This is a genomic window from Neomelitea salexigens DSM 19753 (genome assembly GCF_000422345.1).
GTDB lineage: Bacteria > Pseudomonadota > Gammaproteobacteria > Pseudomonadales > Spongiibacteraceae > Spongiibacter > Spongiibacter marinus_A.
The window spans coordinates 76636-90852 of record NZ_AULP01000010.1; the positions used below are offsets into that span (position 1 = coordinate 76636).

Consider the following 14217-nt stretch of genomic DNA (forward strand, 5'->3'; position numbering starts at 1 on the left):
CTACTCCGCTAAAGCGGCCTGCTGCGCCGCGATCAACTCGGCTATACCCTTCTCCGCCAAATCCAGCATCGCATTCATTTCATTGCGATTGAAGGTTGCGCCCTCAGCGGTTCCCTGCACTTCAATAATGCCGCCCACCTCGTCCATGACCACATTCATATCGGTCTCCGCTGACGAGTCTTCAATGTAGTCCAGGTCCAACACTGGCTGACCTTCATAAACCCCAACAGAGACCGCAGCAACCATTTGCTTAAGGGGGTCAGCGCTGATCGCGCCGCTGCGCTGCAAATGCCGAATGGCATCAACCAATGCAACGCCAGCGCCAGTAATGGATGCTGTGCGCGTGCCGCCATCGGCTTGGATAACATCGCAGTCCAGCGTAATGGTGTGCTCACCCAGCAAACTCAAATCCACCGCCGCACGCAATGAGCGGCCAATTAAACGCTGAATCTCCTGAGTGCGGCCCGACTGCTTACCGCGTGCCGCCTCGCGCCCCATTCGGCTGCCGGTACTGCGCGGCAACATGCCGTATTCAGCTGTGATCCAGCCCTGCCCCTTGCCGCGCAAAAACGGCGGAACGCTAGCATCAACCGAGGCCGTACACAGCACCTTGGTTGCACCGGTTTCAATCAATACAGAACCCTCGGCGTGACAGGTGTAGTTGCGGGTAATTCGCAGCTCGCGTTTTTCATCGGCGCTGCGGCCACTCGGTCGAACAAAACTCATAGCAATCTCCTCTACTGAAGCGCGACAGTATACCTGTCGCACAGGCACTGAAGCGAAACCCGTTTCCCGCTACAATGCCAAGCCTGCGTATCAATACCGTGACAAGACGCTACCAACAGGGGACGCCCGTGACTATTTGCAGTATGACCGCCTTCGCCCACCGCCGCAGTGAACATGACTGGGGTACCGCCATCTGGGAGTTGCGTTCCGTCAATCACCGCTACCTGGAGCTGTCGTTTAAGTTGCCCGAGAACTGGCGCCAACTGGAGCCAGAGCTACGCGATCGGCTGCGCAAGACGCTACAACGCGGCAAAGTGGAGTGCTCTCTGCGCATTAACCTGCAAGAACAAGAACACAGCCTGACACTTAACAAAGAGTTAGCTGAACAGCTGCTCAACACCGCACACAGCCTGCGGGCCGATATTGCCCATGCTGCGCCCATCAATGTACTAGAAGTATTGCGCTGGCCTGGCGTCATGCAAAACGCCCAGCTCGACAGCGACACCATTAGCAAGGCGCTGTTGAGTAGCTTTGAGCAAGCCCTGCAAGATCAGTGCGACAATCGCCAACGCGAAGGCTTGGCACTCGCCGACCTGATCGAGCAACGCCTCGTCAGCATTGACAGCATCGTCGCCGATTTACGTCAGCGCATGCCGGAAATCGTCAGCGGACAGCGGGATAAACTTCGCCAGCGACTCGCCGACTTGAAAGCGGAGCTCGACGCCGAGCGGCTCGAACAGGAAATGGCCCTCATTGCCCAAAAAGCCGATGTCGATGAAGAACTCGACCGCCTCGACACCCACGTAAAAGAAGTGCGCCGCGTACTCAAAAAAGGCGGCGCAGTGGGTCGTCGGCTCGACTTCTTAATGCAGGAACTCAACCGCGAGGCCAACACCCTGTCTTCCAAAGCCGTTGTTGCCGAAAGCACCCAGGCCGCGGTTGAGCTGAAAGTGCTGGTCGAGCAAATGCGCGAGCAGATTCAGAATATTGAGTGATGCCAACAACCCGAGCCGCGGCCTAGCCCACCAAGCCGTGACGAGCATGACAGCACACCGTATACTTTGATTTTTCATCGACACCACAGGAAGCAGCCACAATGCAGCAAAGCCAGGGGACCCTTTTTACCGTATCCGCCCCCTCGGGCGCCGGCAAAACCAGCCTGGTTGCGAGACTGCTCGACGAAATGGACGATGTGCAGGTTTCGATCTCTCACACCACCCGCGCGATGCGCCCCGGTGAAGCCGATGGCGTGAATTACCACTTTGTCAGCCACGACACCTTTGAGGCCATGCTGCAGGACGCGGCATTCCTTGAACATGCCCAGGTTTTTGACAACCACTACGGCACCTCACAAAAGTGGGTAGAGGACACGTTAAACAGCGGTCGCGACGTTATTCTCGAGATCGACTGGCAAGGCGCTCAGCAGGTGCGCAAATTACTGCCGGAAACGGTATCCATCTTTATTTTGCCCCCTTCCCAAGACGCTCTGCGCGAACGCCTGACCGGACGAGGCCAAGATGAAGAGGCGGTAATTAGCCGCCGCATGGCCGCCGCCGTCGAAGAAATGTCGCACTTTGTTGAAGGCGACTACGTTGTGATCAACGACGATTTTGAAACCGCCCTGAAAGAGCTGAAGGCCATTCTGCTCAGCCACCGCCTGCGCCTGAACCGCCAGCAGCAGCGTCACCGTGACTTACTCACGGCACTGCTGACATAGCGCTGCGAAGTTTGATAGACTGTGGATAACTGGCGGTGGTGCCTGTTACCACTGCGATTCAGCACATTCAGGAACATTTTCATGGCCCGTATTACTGTAGAAGACTGCCTGTCGGCAGTAGACAATCGTTTTGAGTTGGTAATGGTTTCCAGCAAGCGCGCCCGTGCGCTTGCCACTGGCGGCAAAGACCCGCTGGTTGCCGAAGAAGGCGACAAGCCAACAGTACTGGCGCTGCGTGAAATTGCCGAAGGCAAAATTACCCGCGAAGAAATCATGGCCGCCGACGCGGTAGCGGAAGAGCCCGAGCTGGACCTGGGTGTTGAGCTGGGCGCTCAGCCTCTGTAAAAACCTTGGCCCGGGGTGTCGATGCACCAATACAGCTTTTTCAATTACCAACACGGTAAGCCTGAACCGGCGCAATCCATCGACGCCCTCGCCGAAACCCTGAGTAATTATCTCTCTGCCTCACAGGTGGATCAGGTTCGGCGCGCCTATTACTACGCCGAACAAGCCCACGAGGGTCAGAATCGCCGCAGCGGCGAACCCTATGTTACCCATCCTTTAGCCGTCGCCGGCATATTGTCGGAAATGCGCCTAGATGCGCAGAGCCTCATGGCGGCAATGCTGCACGACGTGATCGAAGATACCGCCGTTAGCAAGCAAGACCTCAGCGAGCAATTCGGCGATGCGGTTGCCGAGCTGGTTGACGGCGTGTCCAAGTTAACCCGTATCGAATTCCAGTCCAAAGCCGAACAGCAGGCGGAGAACTTTCAGAAAATGGCCCTGGCGATGGCCAAGGACATTCGCGTTATCCTCGTCAAACTGGCCGACCGCTTACACAATATGCGCACCCTGGGTGTGATGCCGCCGCCGAAGCGCCGCCGCATCGCCCGGGAAACACTGGAAATTTATGCCCCCATTGCCCAGCGCTTGGGCATGCACAATATCCGCGTGGAATTTGAAGACCTCGGTTTTCAGGCCATGCACCCCATGCGCGCGCAGCGCATCAGCAAGGCCATTCGCACGCGCTTTGGCGACCGCAGCAAAACCATCGCCAATATTCAGGAAGGCCTGGAAAACTGCCTGCTGGAAGAGGGACACAAAGCCCACGTTGTCGGCCGCGAAAAACACTTGTTCAGCATTTACAGCAAAATGCGCAACAAGCGAAAGTCGTTGAAAGAGATCATGGACCTGTATGCCTTTCGCATCGTCGTCGACTCTGTCGACAGTTGCTACCGCGTACTCGGCTGCGTTCACGGACTCTACAAACCTGTGCCGGGGCAATTTAAAGACTACATTGCCATTCCCAAAGCCAACGGCTATCAATCCCTGCACACCGTACTCTTCGGTATGCAGGGCGTGCCCATTGAAATCCAGATCCGCACGCAGGAAATGGAGGAAATGGCCAATAACGGAATTGCTGCCCACTGGCTGTATAAGTCCAGCGAGCAAGATGCCCGCGGCAATTCCAGCCATGCGCGCGCCCGCCAGTGGGTACAAGGCCTGCTGGAAATGCAGCAACGCGCTGGCGACTCGCTGGAATTTATCGAGAACGTGAAGATCGACCTCTTCCCGGACGAGGTTTATGTATTCACCCCGCGCGGCGACATTATGGAATTGCCCGCTGGCGCCACCGCCGTCGATTTCGCCTACGCGGTACACAGCGATGTGGGCAATTCCTGTGTTGCTTGCCGAATCAACCGCCGCCTGGCACCGCTGTCTGAAGCCCTGCAAAGCGGGCAGACCGTGGAGGTCATTACCACCCCCGGCGCCCAGCCCAACCCGGCGTGGCTGCACTTTGTGGTCACCGCAAAAGCGCGCAGCGGCATTCGCCACTTCCTCAAACACCAGCGCCGCACCGAGGCAGTGAGCCTCGGCCGCCGCATGCTGGAACGCGCCTTAGGCAGCATGGATGAGCAGCTGGACAACTTCAGCGACGAGCACTTGGAACAGCTTGTCGACGCCACGCAGAGCAAATCAGCCGACAATATTTTTGAACAAATAGGCCTGGGCAACCGCGTTGCCTACCTCACCGCCCGACAGTTACTGACCCTGCGCGACCAACTCAGCGACGACGATGACAACGCACCGCCTACCACCAGCCAGCGGCAGACCATGGTCATTCACGGCACCGAAGGGTTTTTGGTTAATTTTGCCCGCTGCTGCTACCCCATTCCCGGCGACCACATCGTTGGTATCGTCAGCGCAGAAAAAGGCGTGGTGGTGCACTGTGAGAACTGCCACAACAGCATTGACCTGAGAAACACCCCTGAGCGCGTCGTACCGCTGAGCTGGGCCGATGATATTGACCGCGACTTCTCCGTAGAGCTCAAAGTCGAGCTGAGCAAGCAGCGCGGCATTATTGCCGTGCTTGCCACCCGGGTGAATGGCGCCGAGGCCAGCATAGAAAAGATCAGTGTTGAAGACGAAAACCCGAAGATCAGCACCATCCACCTAGTGATCGGCGTGCGCTCACGCATTCACCTCGCCAGCATCATGCGCCGTATTCGCAATATTCCCGCGGTGATAAAAGTGACCCGCGAAAAACACTAATCCCTTTTAACACTCATTAGTCGGCCACCGGCGTGGCGATAAGGATACTTCTGTGAGCACTAAAACCATCATCAGCACCGACAAGGCCCCAGCGGCTATTGGCCCCTATTCGCAAGCGGTAAAAACCGGCAACATGGTGTTTTTGTCGGGCCAGATCCCATTGATTCCCGAAACTATGGAAATGATCGAAGGCGGGATAACCGAACAGAGCCAGCAAGTGTTTAAAAATTTGACCGCCGTTGCCGAGGCCGCTGGCGGCAGTTTGAACGATGCAGTAAAAGTGAATATTTCCCTCACCGACCTCGGCGACTTTGCTGCCGTCAACGAGGTGATGGCGTCAGTATTTGATGAGCCCTACCCCGCTCGCGCCTGCGTACAAGTTGCCGCTTTACCGCGCGGCGCGATGGTGGAGATTGAGGTTATTCTCGCCCTTTAACAGTCAAGCCGACCGCGCGTCGCTGAGCACTTGAACAAAGCCGCTGCGATAGTCGGGGTGCAGGAATTCGTAGCCGCTGTCGCGCAGGCGGCGGTTACTACAGCGCTTGCTGCCGGTTCGCGAAATGGGTGCCCCGTTTTGCCGGTAGGGCACGTCGAGCTGCTCGGCCAACCAGCGCTGCACGGTTTGGATCGCCACCGGCAGGTCATCAACACCCAAGTAACAGCTCGCCACTGACTCACCGCCGTCAACCTTATCAATCAAGTGCGCCAGCACCCCAACGCAATCGTCTCGGTGAATACGATTGCTATAATGCAGTGGCTCGTCCGGCACACACTCACCCGCCTTCACCTTAGCGATCATTTGCAAGCGCCCCGGGCCATAAATACCGGCGAAACGGACAATACTGTGCGGCCAGCCCCTGTCGGCAATCTGCTGTTCTGCACGCAAAATGCTTTGCCCGGAAAAACGACTGGGGGCCGTCGGACTATCTTCGTCGACCCATTCGTGGCCGCTCTGGTCGTACACACCACTGCTGGAAACAAATAACAGCAGCTTGGGCGGCTCGACGATACATTCCAAAATCACCGCGAGCGCGTCTTCAAAAATTTTGCGGTAGCCTTCCGGGTTATAGCCATTGGGCGTGAGCGTCATTACGATGTAGTCGGCCTGCAAAGGCCCCAAAGCCCGTATGCTGCTGGGCTGCGCAAGGTCAGCTGACAAGCCCTCTACCCCCGCTGGCAACTTGCTAACATCACGGCGCATACCCTGCACATGCCAGCCCTTTGCCAAGTAGCGCGCCGCCAGCCCACCACCAATATCGCCACAACCAACAATCAACAGCCGCTTCGTACTCGCGTTCATGTTCCCACCTTAGTCGGTTCAAGCCCAAGCTCAGCTCAGGCATACTTGGGCACATTCGCCCTCGCAGGTCGGGGAGCATAGCAAAGGGGAACAACAATGACAGCGCTTCCAACACACGTTCGCTGCGTTAACGTCAACGATGATCACAGCCTGGTAATCGGCGAGCAGCCACTGCCTAAATGCGGCGCCGGCGAACTGTTGATTACCGTGTCTGCTGCGGGTGTTAACCGGCCCGACTTAATGCAGCGCTATGGCCTTTACCCCCCTCCGGCTGACGCCAGTCCGATTCTCGGCTTGGAGGTTGCCGGGCGCGTCGCCGCCATCGGCGAAGGCGTAAACGGCTGGCAAATTGGCGACCGCGTGTGCGCGCTGTGCAACGGCGGTGGCTATAGCGACTACGTCGCCGTGCCCGCCGGGCAATGCCTACCCATTCCCGATGCCTTAAATGACGTGCAAGCAGCGGCACTGCCCGAGACCTACTTCACCGTTTGGCACAATGTCTTTGAGCGCGGCGCCTTGCAACCCGGCGAGTCGTTTCTAGTACACGGCGGCAGCAGCGGTATCGGCACCACCGCCATCGCGCTGGCTGGCGCCTTCGGCGCTAAGGTATTCACCACCGCAGGCAGCGCCGAAAAATGTGCCGCTTGTGAATCGCTTGGCGCGAGCATTGCCGTCAATTACCGAGAGCAGGATTTTGTCGAACAACTGCGCGCGGCCACCAACGGTCGCGGTGTCGATGTGATTCTGGATATGGTTGGCGGCGATTATATCCGCCGCGATATCGACCTTGCCGCCGAGGATGGCCGCATTGTTTTTATCGCCTTCCAAGGTGGCTTTGCCGCCGAGCTGAACTTCTTGCCGGTGTTAATGAAGCGGCTCACCCTCAGCGCATCCACCCTCCGCGCGCAGAGCCGCGACCAAAAAGCCGCCATTGCCAGCGCCCTGCGCGAACGCGTGTGGCCATTGCTGGCTCGCGGTGAACTGCAGCCCGCCATCGACAGTGTCTACCCCCTTGAGCAGGTTGCCGACGCCCACGCGCGCATGGAGAGCAGCGAGCATATTGGCAAGCTGATACTGGATCTGCAACGCCAATAGTAGGCAGGCCAGAGTCGTCGGTGTACACTGCAGCGCTATAGTCTAAAACTATCGAACCAGGCAATTTTGTGACGCTAACAGAATTACGCTACATCATCGCGCTCCAAGAAACCGGACATTTTGGCAAGGCCGCCGAGCGCTGCTTTGTTAGCCAACCCACCCTCAGTGTGGCGGTTAAAAAGCTTGAAGAGGAATTAGCGGTAAGCTTGTTCGAACGCAGCCGCGGCCAGGTGACCTGCACGCCTATCGGCGAGCAGATTATCGAGCAATCCCGCTACGTGCTGGAACAGAGCGAGCGGATTCGCGAACTGGCCGCCCAGGGACGCGACCCTCTGGGCAGCCCAATGGCGCTGGGCGCCATTCACACCGTCGGCCCCTATCTTTACCCACGTGCCATCCCTCGCATCCGCGAACTCGCGCCACAAATGCCACTGTATGTTGAGGAAAATATGACGGCGATTCTTCGCGGTCGCCTGCGCAGCGGCAAGCTCGACGCCATCGTTATTGCCCTGCCCTTCAATGAACCCGAGGTGGTTACCCAAACGCTTTACGAAGAGCCCTTTGTGGTGCTGCTGCCAGGCGATCACCCACTGGCCGCGAAGTCCCATATTGAGCACAGCGACCTGTATCAGCAAAACGTGTTGCTACTGGGCGAAGGCCATTGTTTTCGCGACCAAGTGCTCGCCGCCTGCCCCGGTCTACAGCAGCACCTGGCCCGCAGTGACCGCTTGCTCCAGTCAGTGGTTGAGGGCAGCTCTTTGGAAACCCTCAAACACATGGTGGCCTCCAAACTCGGCATCAGCATTTTGCCTTTGTCCGCCGCCCAAGTCGGGCCCTATGGCGACGGTATGTTGTGCACTCGGCCCTTTGCCGGCACACCGCCCACGCGGGAAATTGCCCTGGCCTGGCGGGCCAGCTTCCCCCGCCACCAAGCCATCGACGTTATCAGCCAGGCGATCAAAACCGCCCACAGCGATCATCCCTCCACATGACCCAAGCCCTGCACCAACTTGATGTAAGTTCGCTCAAGGGCGTAGGTCCAAAGCTGAGAGAAAAGCTCAAAAAGCTCGGACTGCACAGTGTGCAAGATCTGCTTTTCCACCTGCCACTGCGCTACCAAGATCGCACCCGCATCTGCCCTATCGGCGCCTTGCGACCCGGCAACGATGTGGTGATCGAAGGCGAAGTACTCGCCGCCGATATCACTTTCGGGCGACGGCGCAGCCTGGTTTGTCGGCTGCGCGACGGCACCGGCACCACAACACTGCGCTTCTTTCACTTCAACGCCGCGCAGAAACAACAACTCAGCAAAGGCGCGAGACTGCGCTGTTTTGGCGAAGCCCGGCGCGGCGCCAGCGGCCTGGAGTTTTACCACCCGGAGTACACCGTTCTGCAAGGGGGGGCGGTCGCTCCCGTCGAAGACCGGCTGACGCCCATTTACCCAAGCACGGAAGGGTTTGCTCAAACCAGCTGGCGAAAACTATGCGGCCAAGCCCTACACTATCTCGATACTCACCCCATTACCGAATGGCTACCGCCGACGGCACTGCCAGGTCGCTGGACACTGGCCGAGGCACTGCGCTATTTGCATCATCCACCGGCAGACGCCTCGCTTGAGCTACTGCAATCTGGCCAGCACCCCAGTCAGCAGCGCCTCGCCTTTGAAGAATTACTGGCCCATAACCTGGCGCTGCAGAAATTGCGCGTCGAGGCCCGCCGCTTTGGCGCGCCCCGGCTCGACGGCCCCGATGATCTCGAAAATGCCTTTCTCAACGGCCTGGGTTTCACCCTCACCTCCGCGCAGCGGCGTGTTGCCGATGAAATCCGCCGCGACCTGCACCAGGGCGCGCCCATGCTGCGTTTGGTGCAAGGTGATGTCGGCAGTGGCAAAACCGCCGTTGCTGCACTCGCCGCACTGCGCGCTGCCGCCAGCGGTTATCAGGTTGCCATCATGGCGCCCACCGAGATCCTCGCCGAGCAGCACTTCCACAACTTCAGCCAATGGCTGGCCCCGCTCAATCTGGACGTTGCCTGGCTCAGCGGCAAGCAAAAAGGCAAGGCCCGAGCCGCTGCCCAACAGCGCGTTGCCGAGCACAAAGCGCACGTCGTGGTAGGCACCCACGCGCTGTTTCAAGACGAGGTAATATTCGCCAAACTCGGCCTGGTTATTGTCGACGAACAACACCGCTTCGGCGTGCACCAACGCCTCGCTCTCAAACAGAAAGGCGAGGATCACGTCGGCCATCCCCACCAATTAATTATGACGGCCACCCCTATCCCCAGAACCCTGGCAATGACCGCCTACGCTGACCTGGATACCTCGGTCATCGACGAATTGCCGCCGGGGCGTAGCCCGATCAACACCGTGGTGCTCGCCAACGACCGGCGCGAGCAAATTGTCGAACGGCTACGCGCCGTCTGCCAAAGTGGCCAACAAGCCTATTGGGTATGCACCTTGATCGAAGAATCAGACAAATTGCAGGCACAAGCCGCCGAGGTGAGCTGGCAACAACTGAAAGGCGCACTACCGGAATTGAACGTCGGCTTGGTGCACGGGCGCATGAAAGCCGCCGAAAAGGCCGCCATGATGGCAGACTTCAAGGCCGCAAAAGTCGATTTGCTGGTTGCAACAACGGTTATTGAAGTAGGTGTTGATGTCCCCAACGCCACGCTGATGATTATCGAAAATGCCGAGCGCTTGGGGCTCGCACAACTCCACCAACTGCGCGGTCGAGTGGGCAGAGGGCACCAACAAAGTCACTGCGTACTGCTCTATCAAAGTCCGTTGTCGCGCAATGGCCGCCAGCGCTTATCTGCACTACGCGACAGCAACGACGGCTTTGTCATCGCCGAACAAGACCTGCAACTACGCGGCCCCGGCGAAGTCCTCGGCACCCGTCAAACCGGGCTAATGAGTTTTAAAATTGCCGACCTGCAACGCGACGAGGGCCTACTGGACAGCGTGCGAGAACAGGCGCGCCTACTCAGCGAACACCACCCACAAAATGTTCAGCCACTCATCGATCGCTGGCTGGCCGAGCGCACACTTTACGCCAGCGTATAGTTCAAGTTGTTGGCAAACCCACTTGCACCAACCACCCCTGTCTTTACTAACGACAGCGGGATAGTTTTTAGCTTTGGACTAGGCTCTGAGCCGGCAAAGGCGCAGGCAGATCATCGCGCTGCCCCTGAGTTGCCGCCACGCTTCGACCATGCAAGGTTACATCGTCGATCTGATTGCGGTAACGCGGTGCGGGCAGAGCACCTGGCTCGTCACCTACAAAGCTGACCATCTGGAAACCGAGGACGTCGGGAGAACCGGCAGTAAGTTTATCCTGCCACCAAAATTCGAAGATGGCCTCCTCGGCACTGAGATGAACAATGCCATAGCCGTGGTCAACCCACTCCTGGTATTGAATGTTTTTATTGGCCGTCACACTGGCAAGCTCTAATGCCCGGGCGCCCGCAACCTGCACCTCTTCGGTGCTACCCGGCAGCGCATTGGCCACTAGCTCATCGGCGCCGCCACGACCCATTGAACTTGGCGCAAACTCCACTCCCACCGAGGCTGCGCGATTATTTAGGGCTGCTAGGTTTCCCGTACCGAGACGGCCATAACCTGCGGCAATATTGCTGGGTCTTGATCCCGCGCGCGGGTTGGCCAGAGGCAATGAGGACTGATAGCCGTTGAGCAAGGCATTGTCTGCCACCAGGTCGCTCGCCCAGTTTCCGTGCATGTCGCCGGACAGAACAATATTGTTGGCGATATTGTTGTCACGCAGATAATCAAACCAGGCTTTGCGCTCCTCGGTAAATGACGACCATCGGGTTTCGATAGGCGACCCAGGAACACTCGCCTCAGCCGTTGCCGCTGGAATATTCCACGGTGCCAGCCAGCTTTGATGGGGAATCACTCGCCAGACCTTGCCAGCATCAGCCGAGGCCTTCATTTGCTCGGTAATAAAGCTAAATTGCTGGCGGCCGAGCAAGGATTGGCCGCTGCTTAAATGTGCGGAATAGTCATCAGCCAGCTCGTCGGTATTCAGCTGCCGGTAGAGTTCGATATCGGTACACAGAATATCGGCGAGCGCGCCGTACTCCAGCTTGCGCCATAACTGTCTCGGTAGTGGTGGCTCGGGGTAGCTGCCATCGTCAACGCGCAATGGGTTGCCGGCCACGTCGGCGGGTGGCCGACAGGGCGTCCACAACCAGAATGCATCAATGGTCTGATCCAGAGTGGTGGTCTGACTATCGCTATCGATGCTGCTGTCGTCGAGCTCGTTGCCAAAGCCCGGGTCGATATCATGGTTGTCCCAAATAATTGTCCACGGGTGCTGCTGGTGAGCGCGAAGTAAGTTGGGCTCTGAGCGATACAGCGCATAGCGGCGACGCACCTCGTCAACGTTTAACCAATCTCGGTAGTCCACGTCGGAAATGGCATTGCGCTCAACGCCATCGCGGTCAACCCGCGCCCGCACTTCCTCATCTTGGTCAACAAAATCATAAATATAGTCCCCGAGGTGAATCACCAAATCCAAGTCATTGCGGTCGGCAATATGGCCATAACCCGACCAGTAGCTGGACCAGTAGCTCGAACACGACACCACCGCAAAACGCAGCTCATCACTCGCGCTGCCGGCGTCGGGCGCGGTGCGTGTACGGCCCACAATCGACATTCTCTCGAAAGCGCCAAACGCATAGTAATACGTGGTGGCCGGGCTCAGGCCTGCGACATCAACCTTCACTGTCCAGTCCCGCTCGGCGGAGGTTGTCGTGGAGCCCCGAGCAACAACGTTGGTCAACGCCGGATCAGTCGCGACCAGCCAATTCACCTGCGCATCGTCAAAGCCCTGCGGATCGGCGACCAAGGGGCCACGCGGATCAGGGATCGTTACTCGCGTCCAAATTATCACTCGGTCCGATAAGGGATCACCCGAGGCAACGCCGTGGGCGAAGGGCAGCAGGCTATCCACCATTGGATAATCAAAGCCGCTCAGTTGCGCAAAGTCCGCCACCTGAGGAGGATTATCATCGTCCGGTGATGGCGTCTGACCACCAGCGCGGCCCGACTTGCTGGAGGAATGACAACCGGTCAAAAAAGCCATCGAACTCGCACTGGCGAGGCCAACCATGCCTTTCAGCAGGGTACGGCGGGAAACTGGCGGCATTGCAGGGCCCTCTATGTAACAAATAACGAAAACGTGCAGTATTGCACGCCAACGTTACAAGCGTAAGAAGGCGAGCGCAGACCTTGTTTGTTAATCGCGACAAGCGCATTATGTACCGATCAGTACAAAAAGAATCATGATCATGGCTAGACCCACTCAGTTCGACCGCGAATCGGCCCTCGATAAGGCGACAAAACTATTCTGGACACAGGGCTATCACGCTACTTCGCTGTCTATGCTCCTTGAGCGTATGGGCATTGCGCGAAGTAGTTTCTATGCCAGTTTTGTGGATAAGCGCAGTCTTTTTATTGAATGCCTGCAGCGCTTCGGCCAACGCACGGTGGCCGAAATACCCGCGGATAATGACGACGCACCACTGTCAGTGATCCCCCGTTTTTTCCAGGCAACACTGCTCGATGTCGAGGCAGAACAACTGCAAAAAGGTTGCATGCTTGTAAACTCGGTTCTTGAACTCGCCAACACCGATCCCACGCTCAGCGAATTGTCAGCGGCCCAACTTAGCGTTGTTCAAAACATATTTGAGCAAGCACTTTCCGCGGCGGCCAAACAAGGCAAATTCACCTCAACGCTAACGCCCTCAGAAATTGCAGAGCAATTGATGATTATCAATCAAGGCCTGCGGGTGCAGAGCCGCAAAGGTATCGACAACAAACAACTTTGGGCCAGCTTTCTCACCAGTCTCAAGTTACTTGGTTTAGAGCAAGCGGCTAATTTTTCAACACCGTGAAACACCCATCATTTAAGGGGAATAATAATGACCAACAGTTTTCGCTCACAAAAGAAATTTATCGACGTTGACGGCCGACAAATGGCCTATATCGAAAAAGGCAGCGGCGACCCGATTGTGCTGCTTCACGGCAATCCCACATCGTCATATTTGTGGCGAAACGTTATTCCAGAGCTCGAGGGCAAGGGCCGTGTAATCGTGCCTGATCTCATCGGTCAGGGAGACTCTGAGAAACTGCCAGCAGAACTCGGCCCCGAGCGCTACAGCTTTGCAACTGCGTATCAATTTTTGGACCGCATGCTGAGCGCCTTGGGGGTTGATCGCAATGTCACCCTCGTGCTGCACGATTGGGGCAGCGGCCTCGGCTTCCACTGGGCTTGCGAACACCCCGATGCGATCAGCGGTATCGCTTATATGGAAGCCATTGTTACCACGATTACCTGGGACGACTGGCCTGAGGCTGCAAAAGGAATTTTCCAGGGTTTTCGCAGCGACAGTGGAGAAGAGCTCGTTCTGCAACGCAATATGTTTATCGAAGCGGTACTGCCAAGCTCCATTATTCGTCAACTCAGTGACGAGGAAATGGCCGAATATCGCCGCCCGTTTTCTACCCCAGACGAACGTCAGCCCACGCTGAATTGGCCGCGACAAATTCCTATCAACGGCGAACCCGCCGACGTTCACGCCATTGTGGCGCGCTACTCGCGGTTTATGGCGAAGTCTGATTTTCCCAAGCTATTTATTAATGCCGAGCCGGGGTCAATTCTGGTTGGCCGGCAGCGCGAGCTCTGCCGGTCCTGGCCCAACCAACAAGAGGTTACCGTTAAGGGCCTGCACTTTATTCAGGAAGACTCCCCGCAGGAAATCGGCCAGGCTATCGCCCAGTGGCTACAAATGCGCTAAGCCGTTA

The 14217-nt window shown here is 57.5% G+C and carries 13 protein-coding genes; 10 read left to right on the forward strand and 3 right to left on the reverse strand.

The genetic code is table 11. The features are described from left to right. On the reverse strand, positions 1–726 hold the full coding sequence (rph, locus tag H573_RS0113930; protein ID WP_027874797.1) for a ribonuclease PH: 726 nt from the start codon (positions 724–726) through the stop codon (positions 1–3). Between the two features lie 143 nt (positions 727–869). Here rph and H573_RS0113935 point away from each other — a divergent pair, with 143 nt between their 5' ends. The 5 genes from H573_RS0113935 to H573_RS0113955 all read left to right on the forward strand — a co-directional run bounded on the left by H573_RS0113935 (position 870) and on the right by H573_RS0113955 (position 5432). After that, complete coding sequence (locus tag H573_RS0113935) at positions 870–1721, forward strand: YicC/YloC family endoribonuclease (protein WP_027874798.1); 852 nt, start codon at positions 870–872, stop codon at positions 1719–1721. 101 nt (positions 1722–1822) lie between these two features. Beyond that, positions 1823–2443, forward strand: a complete 621-nt coding sequence (gene gmk / locus H573_RS0113940) for a guanylate kinase (RefSeq protein WP_027874799.1) — start codon at positions 1823–1825, stop codon at positions 2441–2443. Positions 2444–2524: 81 nt separating this feature from the next. Next, on the forward strand, positions 2525–2788 hold the full coding sequence (gene rpoZ, locus H573_RS0113945) for a DNA-directed RNA polymerase subunit omega (protein ID WP_027874800.1): 264 nt from the start codon (positions 2525–2527) through the stop codon (positions 2786–2788). A gap of 21 nt (positions 2789–2809) precedes the next feature. Then, entirely contained in the window at positions 2810–4996 is a 2187-nt protein-coding gene (spoT, locus tag H573_RS0113950) for a bifunctional GTP diphosphokinase/guanosine-3',5'-bis pyrophosphate 3'-pyrophosphohydrolase (protein WP_051171324.1), read from the forward strand. Between the two features lie 52 nt (positions 4997–5048). After that, on the forward strand, positions 5049–5432 hold the full coding sequence (locus H573_RS0113955) for a RidA family protein (protein ID WP_027874802.1): 384 nt from the start codon (positions 5049–5051) through the stop codon (positions 5430–5432). Positions 5433–5435: 3 nt separating this feature from the next. Here the strand turns inward: H573_RS0113955 and H573_RS0113960 are convergent, their stop codons facing one another. Further along, positions 5436–6296: an SDR family oxidoreductase gene (locus tag H573_RS0113960; protein WP_027874803.1), complete on the reverse strand. Its 861-nt coding sequence runs from the start codon at positions 6294–6296 to the stop codon at positions 5436–5438. 96 nt (positions 6297–6392) lie between these two features. On the opposite strand from H573_RS0113960, the gene H573_RS0113965 reads away from it, so the two are divergent. The 3 genes from H573_RS0113965 (at position 6393) to recG (ending at position 10455) form a co-directional block, all read left to right on the forward strand. Beyond that, on the forward strand, positions 6393–7391 hold the full coding sequence (locus H573_RS0113965) for an NAD(P)H-quinone oxidoreductase (protein ID WP_027874804.1): 999 nt from the start codon (positions 6393–6395) through the stop codon (positions 7389–7391). Positions 7392–7459: 68 nt separating this feature from the next. Next, positions 7460–8383, forward strand: a complete 924-nt coding sequence (locus tag H573_RS0113970; RefSeq protein WP_027874805.1) for a hydrogen peroxide-inducible genes activator — start codon at positions 7460–7462, stop codon at positions 8381–8383. Further along, on the forward strand, positions 8380–10455 hold the full coding sequence (recG, locus tag H573_RS0113975; RefSeq protein ID WP_027874806.1) for an ATP-dependent DNA helicase RecG: 2076 nt from the start codon (positions 8380–8382) through the stop codon (positions 10453–10455). The genes H573_RS0113970 and recG overlap by 4 nt, the downstream gene beginning before the upstream one ends. Before the next feature lie 67 nt (positions 10456–10522). Here recG and H573_RS18380 read toward each other — a convergent pair whose 3' ends face one another. Further along, complete coding sequence (locus tag H573_RS18380) at positions 10523–12559, reverse strand: alkaline phosphatase D family protein (protein ID WP_051171325.1); 2037 nt, start codon at positions 12557–12559, stop codon at positions 10523–10525. Between the two features lie 142 nt (positions 12560–12701). Here H573_RS18380 and H573_RS0113985 point away from each other — a divergent pair, with 142 nt between their 5' ends. Then, the gene (locus H573_RS0113985; RefSeq protein WP_161624275.1) at positions 12702–13307 is read left to right on the forward strand and encodes a TetR/AcrR family transcriptional regulator; all 606 of its coding nucleotides are present in this window, start codon (positions 12702–12704) and stop codon (positions 13305–13307) included. A gap of 27 nt (positions 13308–13334) precedes the next feature. Further along, the gene (locus tag H573_RS0113990) at positions 13335–14210 is read left to right on the forward strand and encodes a haloalkane dehalogenase (protein WP_027874808.1); all 876 of its coding nucleotides are present in this window, start codon (positions 13335–13337) and stop codon (positions 14208–14210) included. Positions 14211–14217: the final 7 nt, after the last annotated feature.

What these genes read in the sequence shown, in the direction of transcription:
- H573_RS0113935 (WP_027874798.1), top strand. Translation starts at nt 870, where the DNA reads ATGACCGCCTTCGCCCACCGCCGCAGTGAACATGACTGGGGTACCGCC.
- H573_RS0113990 (WP_027874808.1), top strand. Translation starts at nt 13,335, where the DNA reads ATGACCAACAGTTTTCGCTCACAAAAGAAATTTATCGACGTTGACGGC.
- H573_RS0113965 (WP_027874804.1), top strand. Translation starts at nt 6,393, where the DNA reads ATGACAGCGCTTCCAACACACGTTCGCTGCGTTAACGTCAACGATGAT.
- rph (WP_027874797.1), bottom strand. Translation starts at nt 726, where the DNA reads ATGAGTTTTGTTCGACCGAGTGGCCGCAGCGCCGATGAAAAACGCGAG.
- spoT (WP_051171324.1), top strand. Translation starts at nt 2,810, where the DNA reads ATGCACCAATACAGCTTTTTCAATTACCAACACGGTAAGCCTGAACCG.
- recG (WP_027874806.1), top strand. Translation starts at nt 8,380, where the DNA reads ATGACCCAAGCCCTGCACCAACTTGATGTAAGTTCGCTCAAGGGCGTA.
- gmk (WP_027874799.1), top strand. Translation starts at nt 1,823, where the DNA reads ATGCAGCAAAGCCAGGGGACCCTTTTTACCGTATCCGCCCCCTCGGGC.
- H573_RS18380 (WP_051171325.1), bottom strand. Translation starts at nt 12,559, where the DNA reads ATGCCGCCAGTTTCCCGCCGTACCCTGCTGAAAGGCATGGTTGGCCTC.
- rpoZ (WP_027874800.1), top strand. Translation starts at nt 2,525, where the DNA reads ATGGCCCGTATTACTGTAGAAGACTGCCTGTCGGCAGTAGACAATCGT.
- H573_RS0113985 (WP_161624275.1), top strand. Translation starts at nt 12,702, where the DNA reads ATGGCTAGACCCACTCAGTTCGACCGCGAATCGGCCCTCGATAAGGCG.
- H573_RS0113960 (WP_027874803.1), bottom strand. Translation starts at nt 6,296, where the DNA reads ATGAACGCGAGTACGAAGCGGCTGTTGATTGTTGGTTGTGGCGATATT.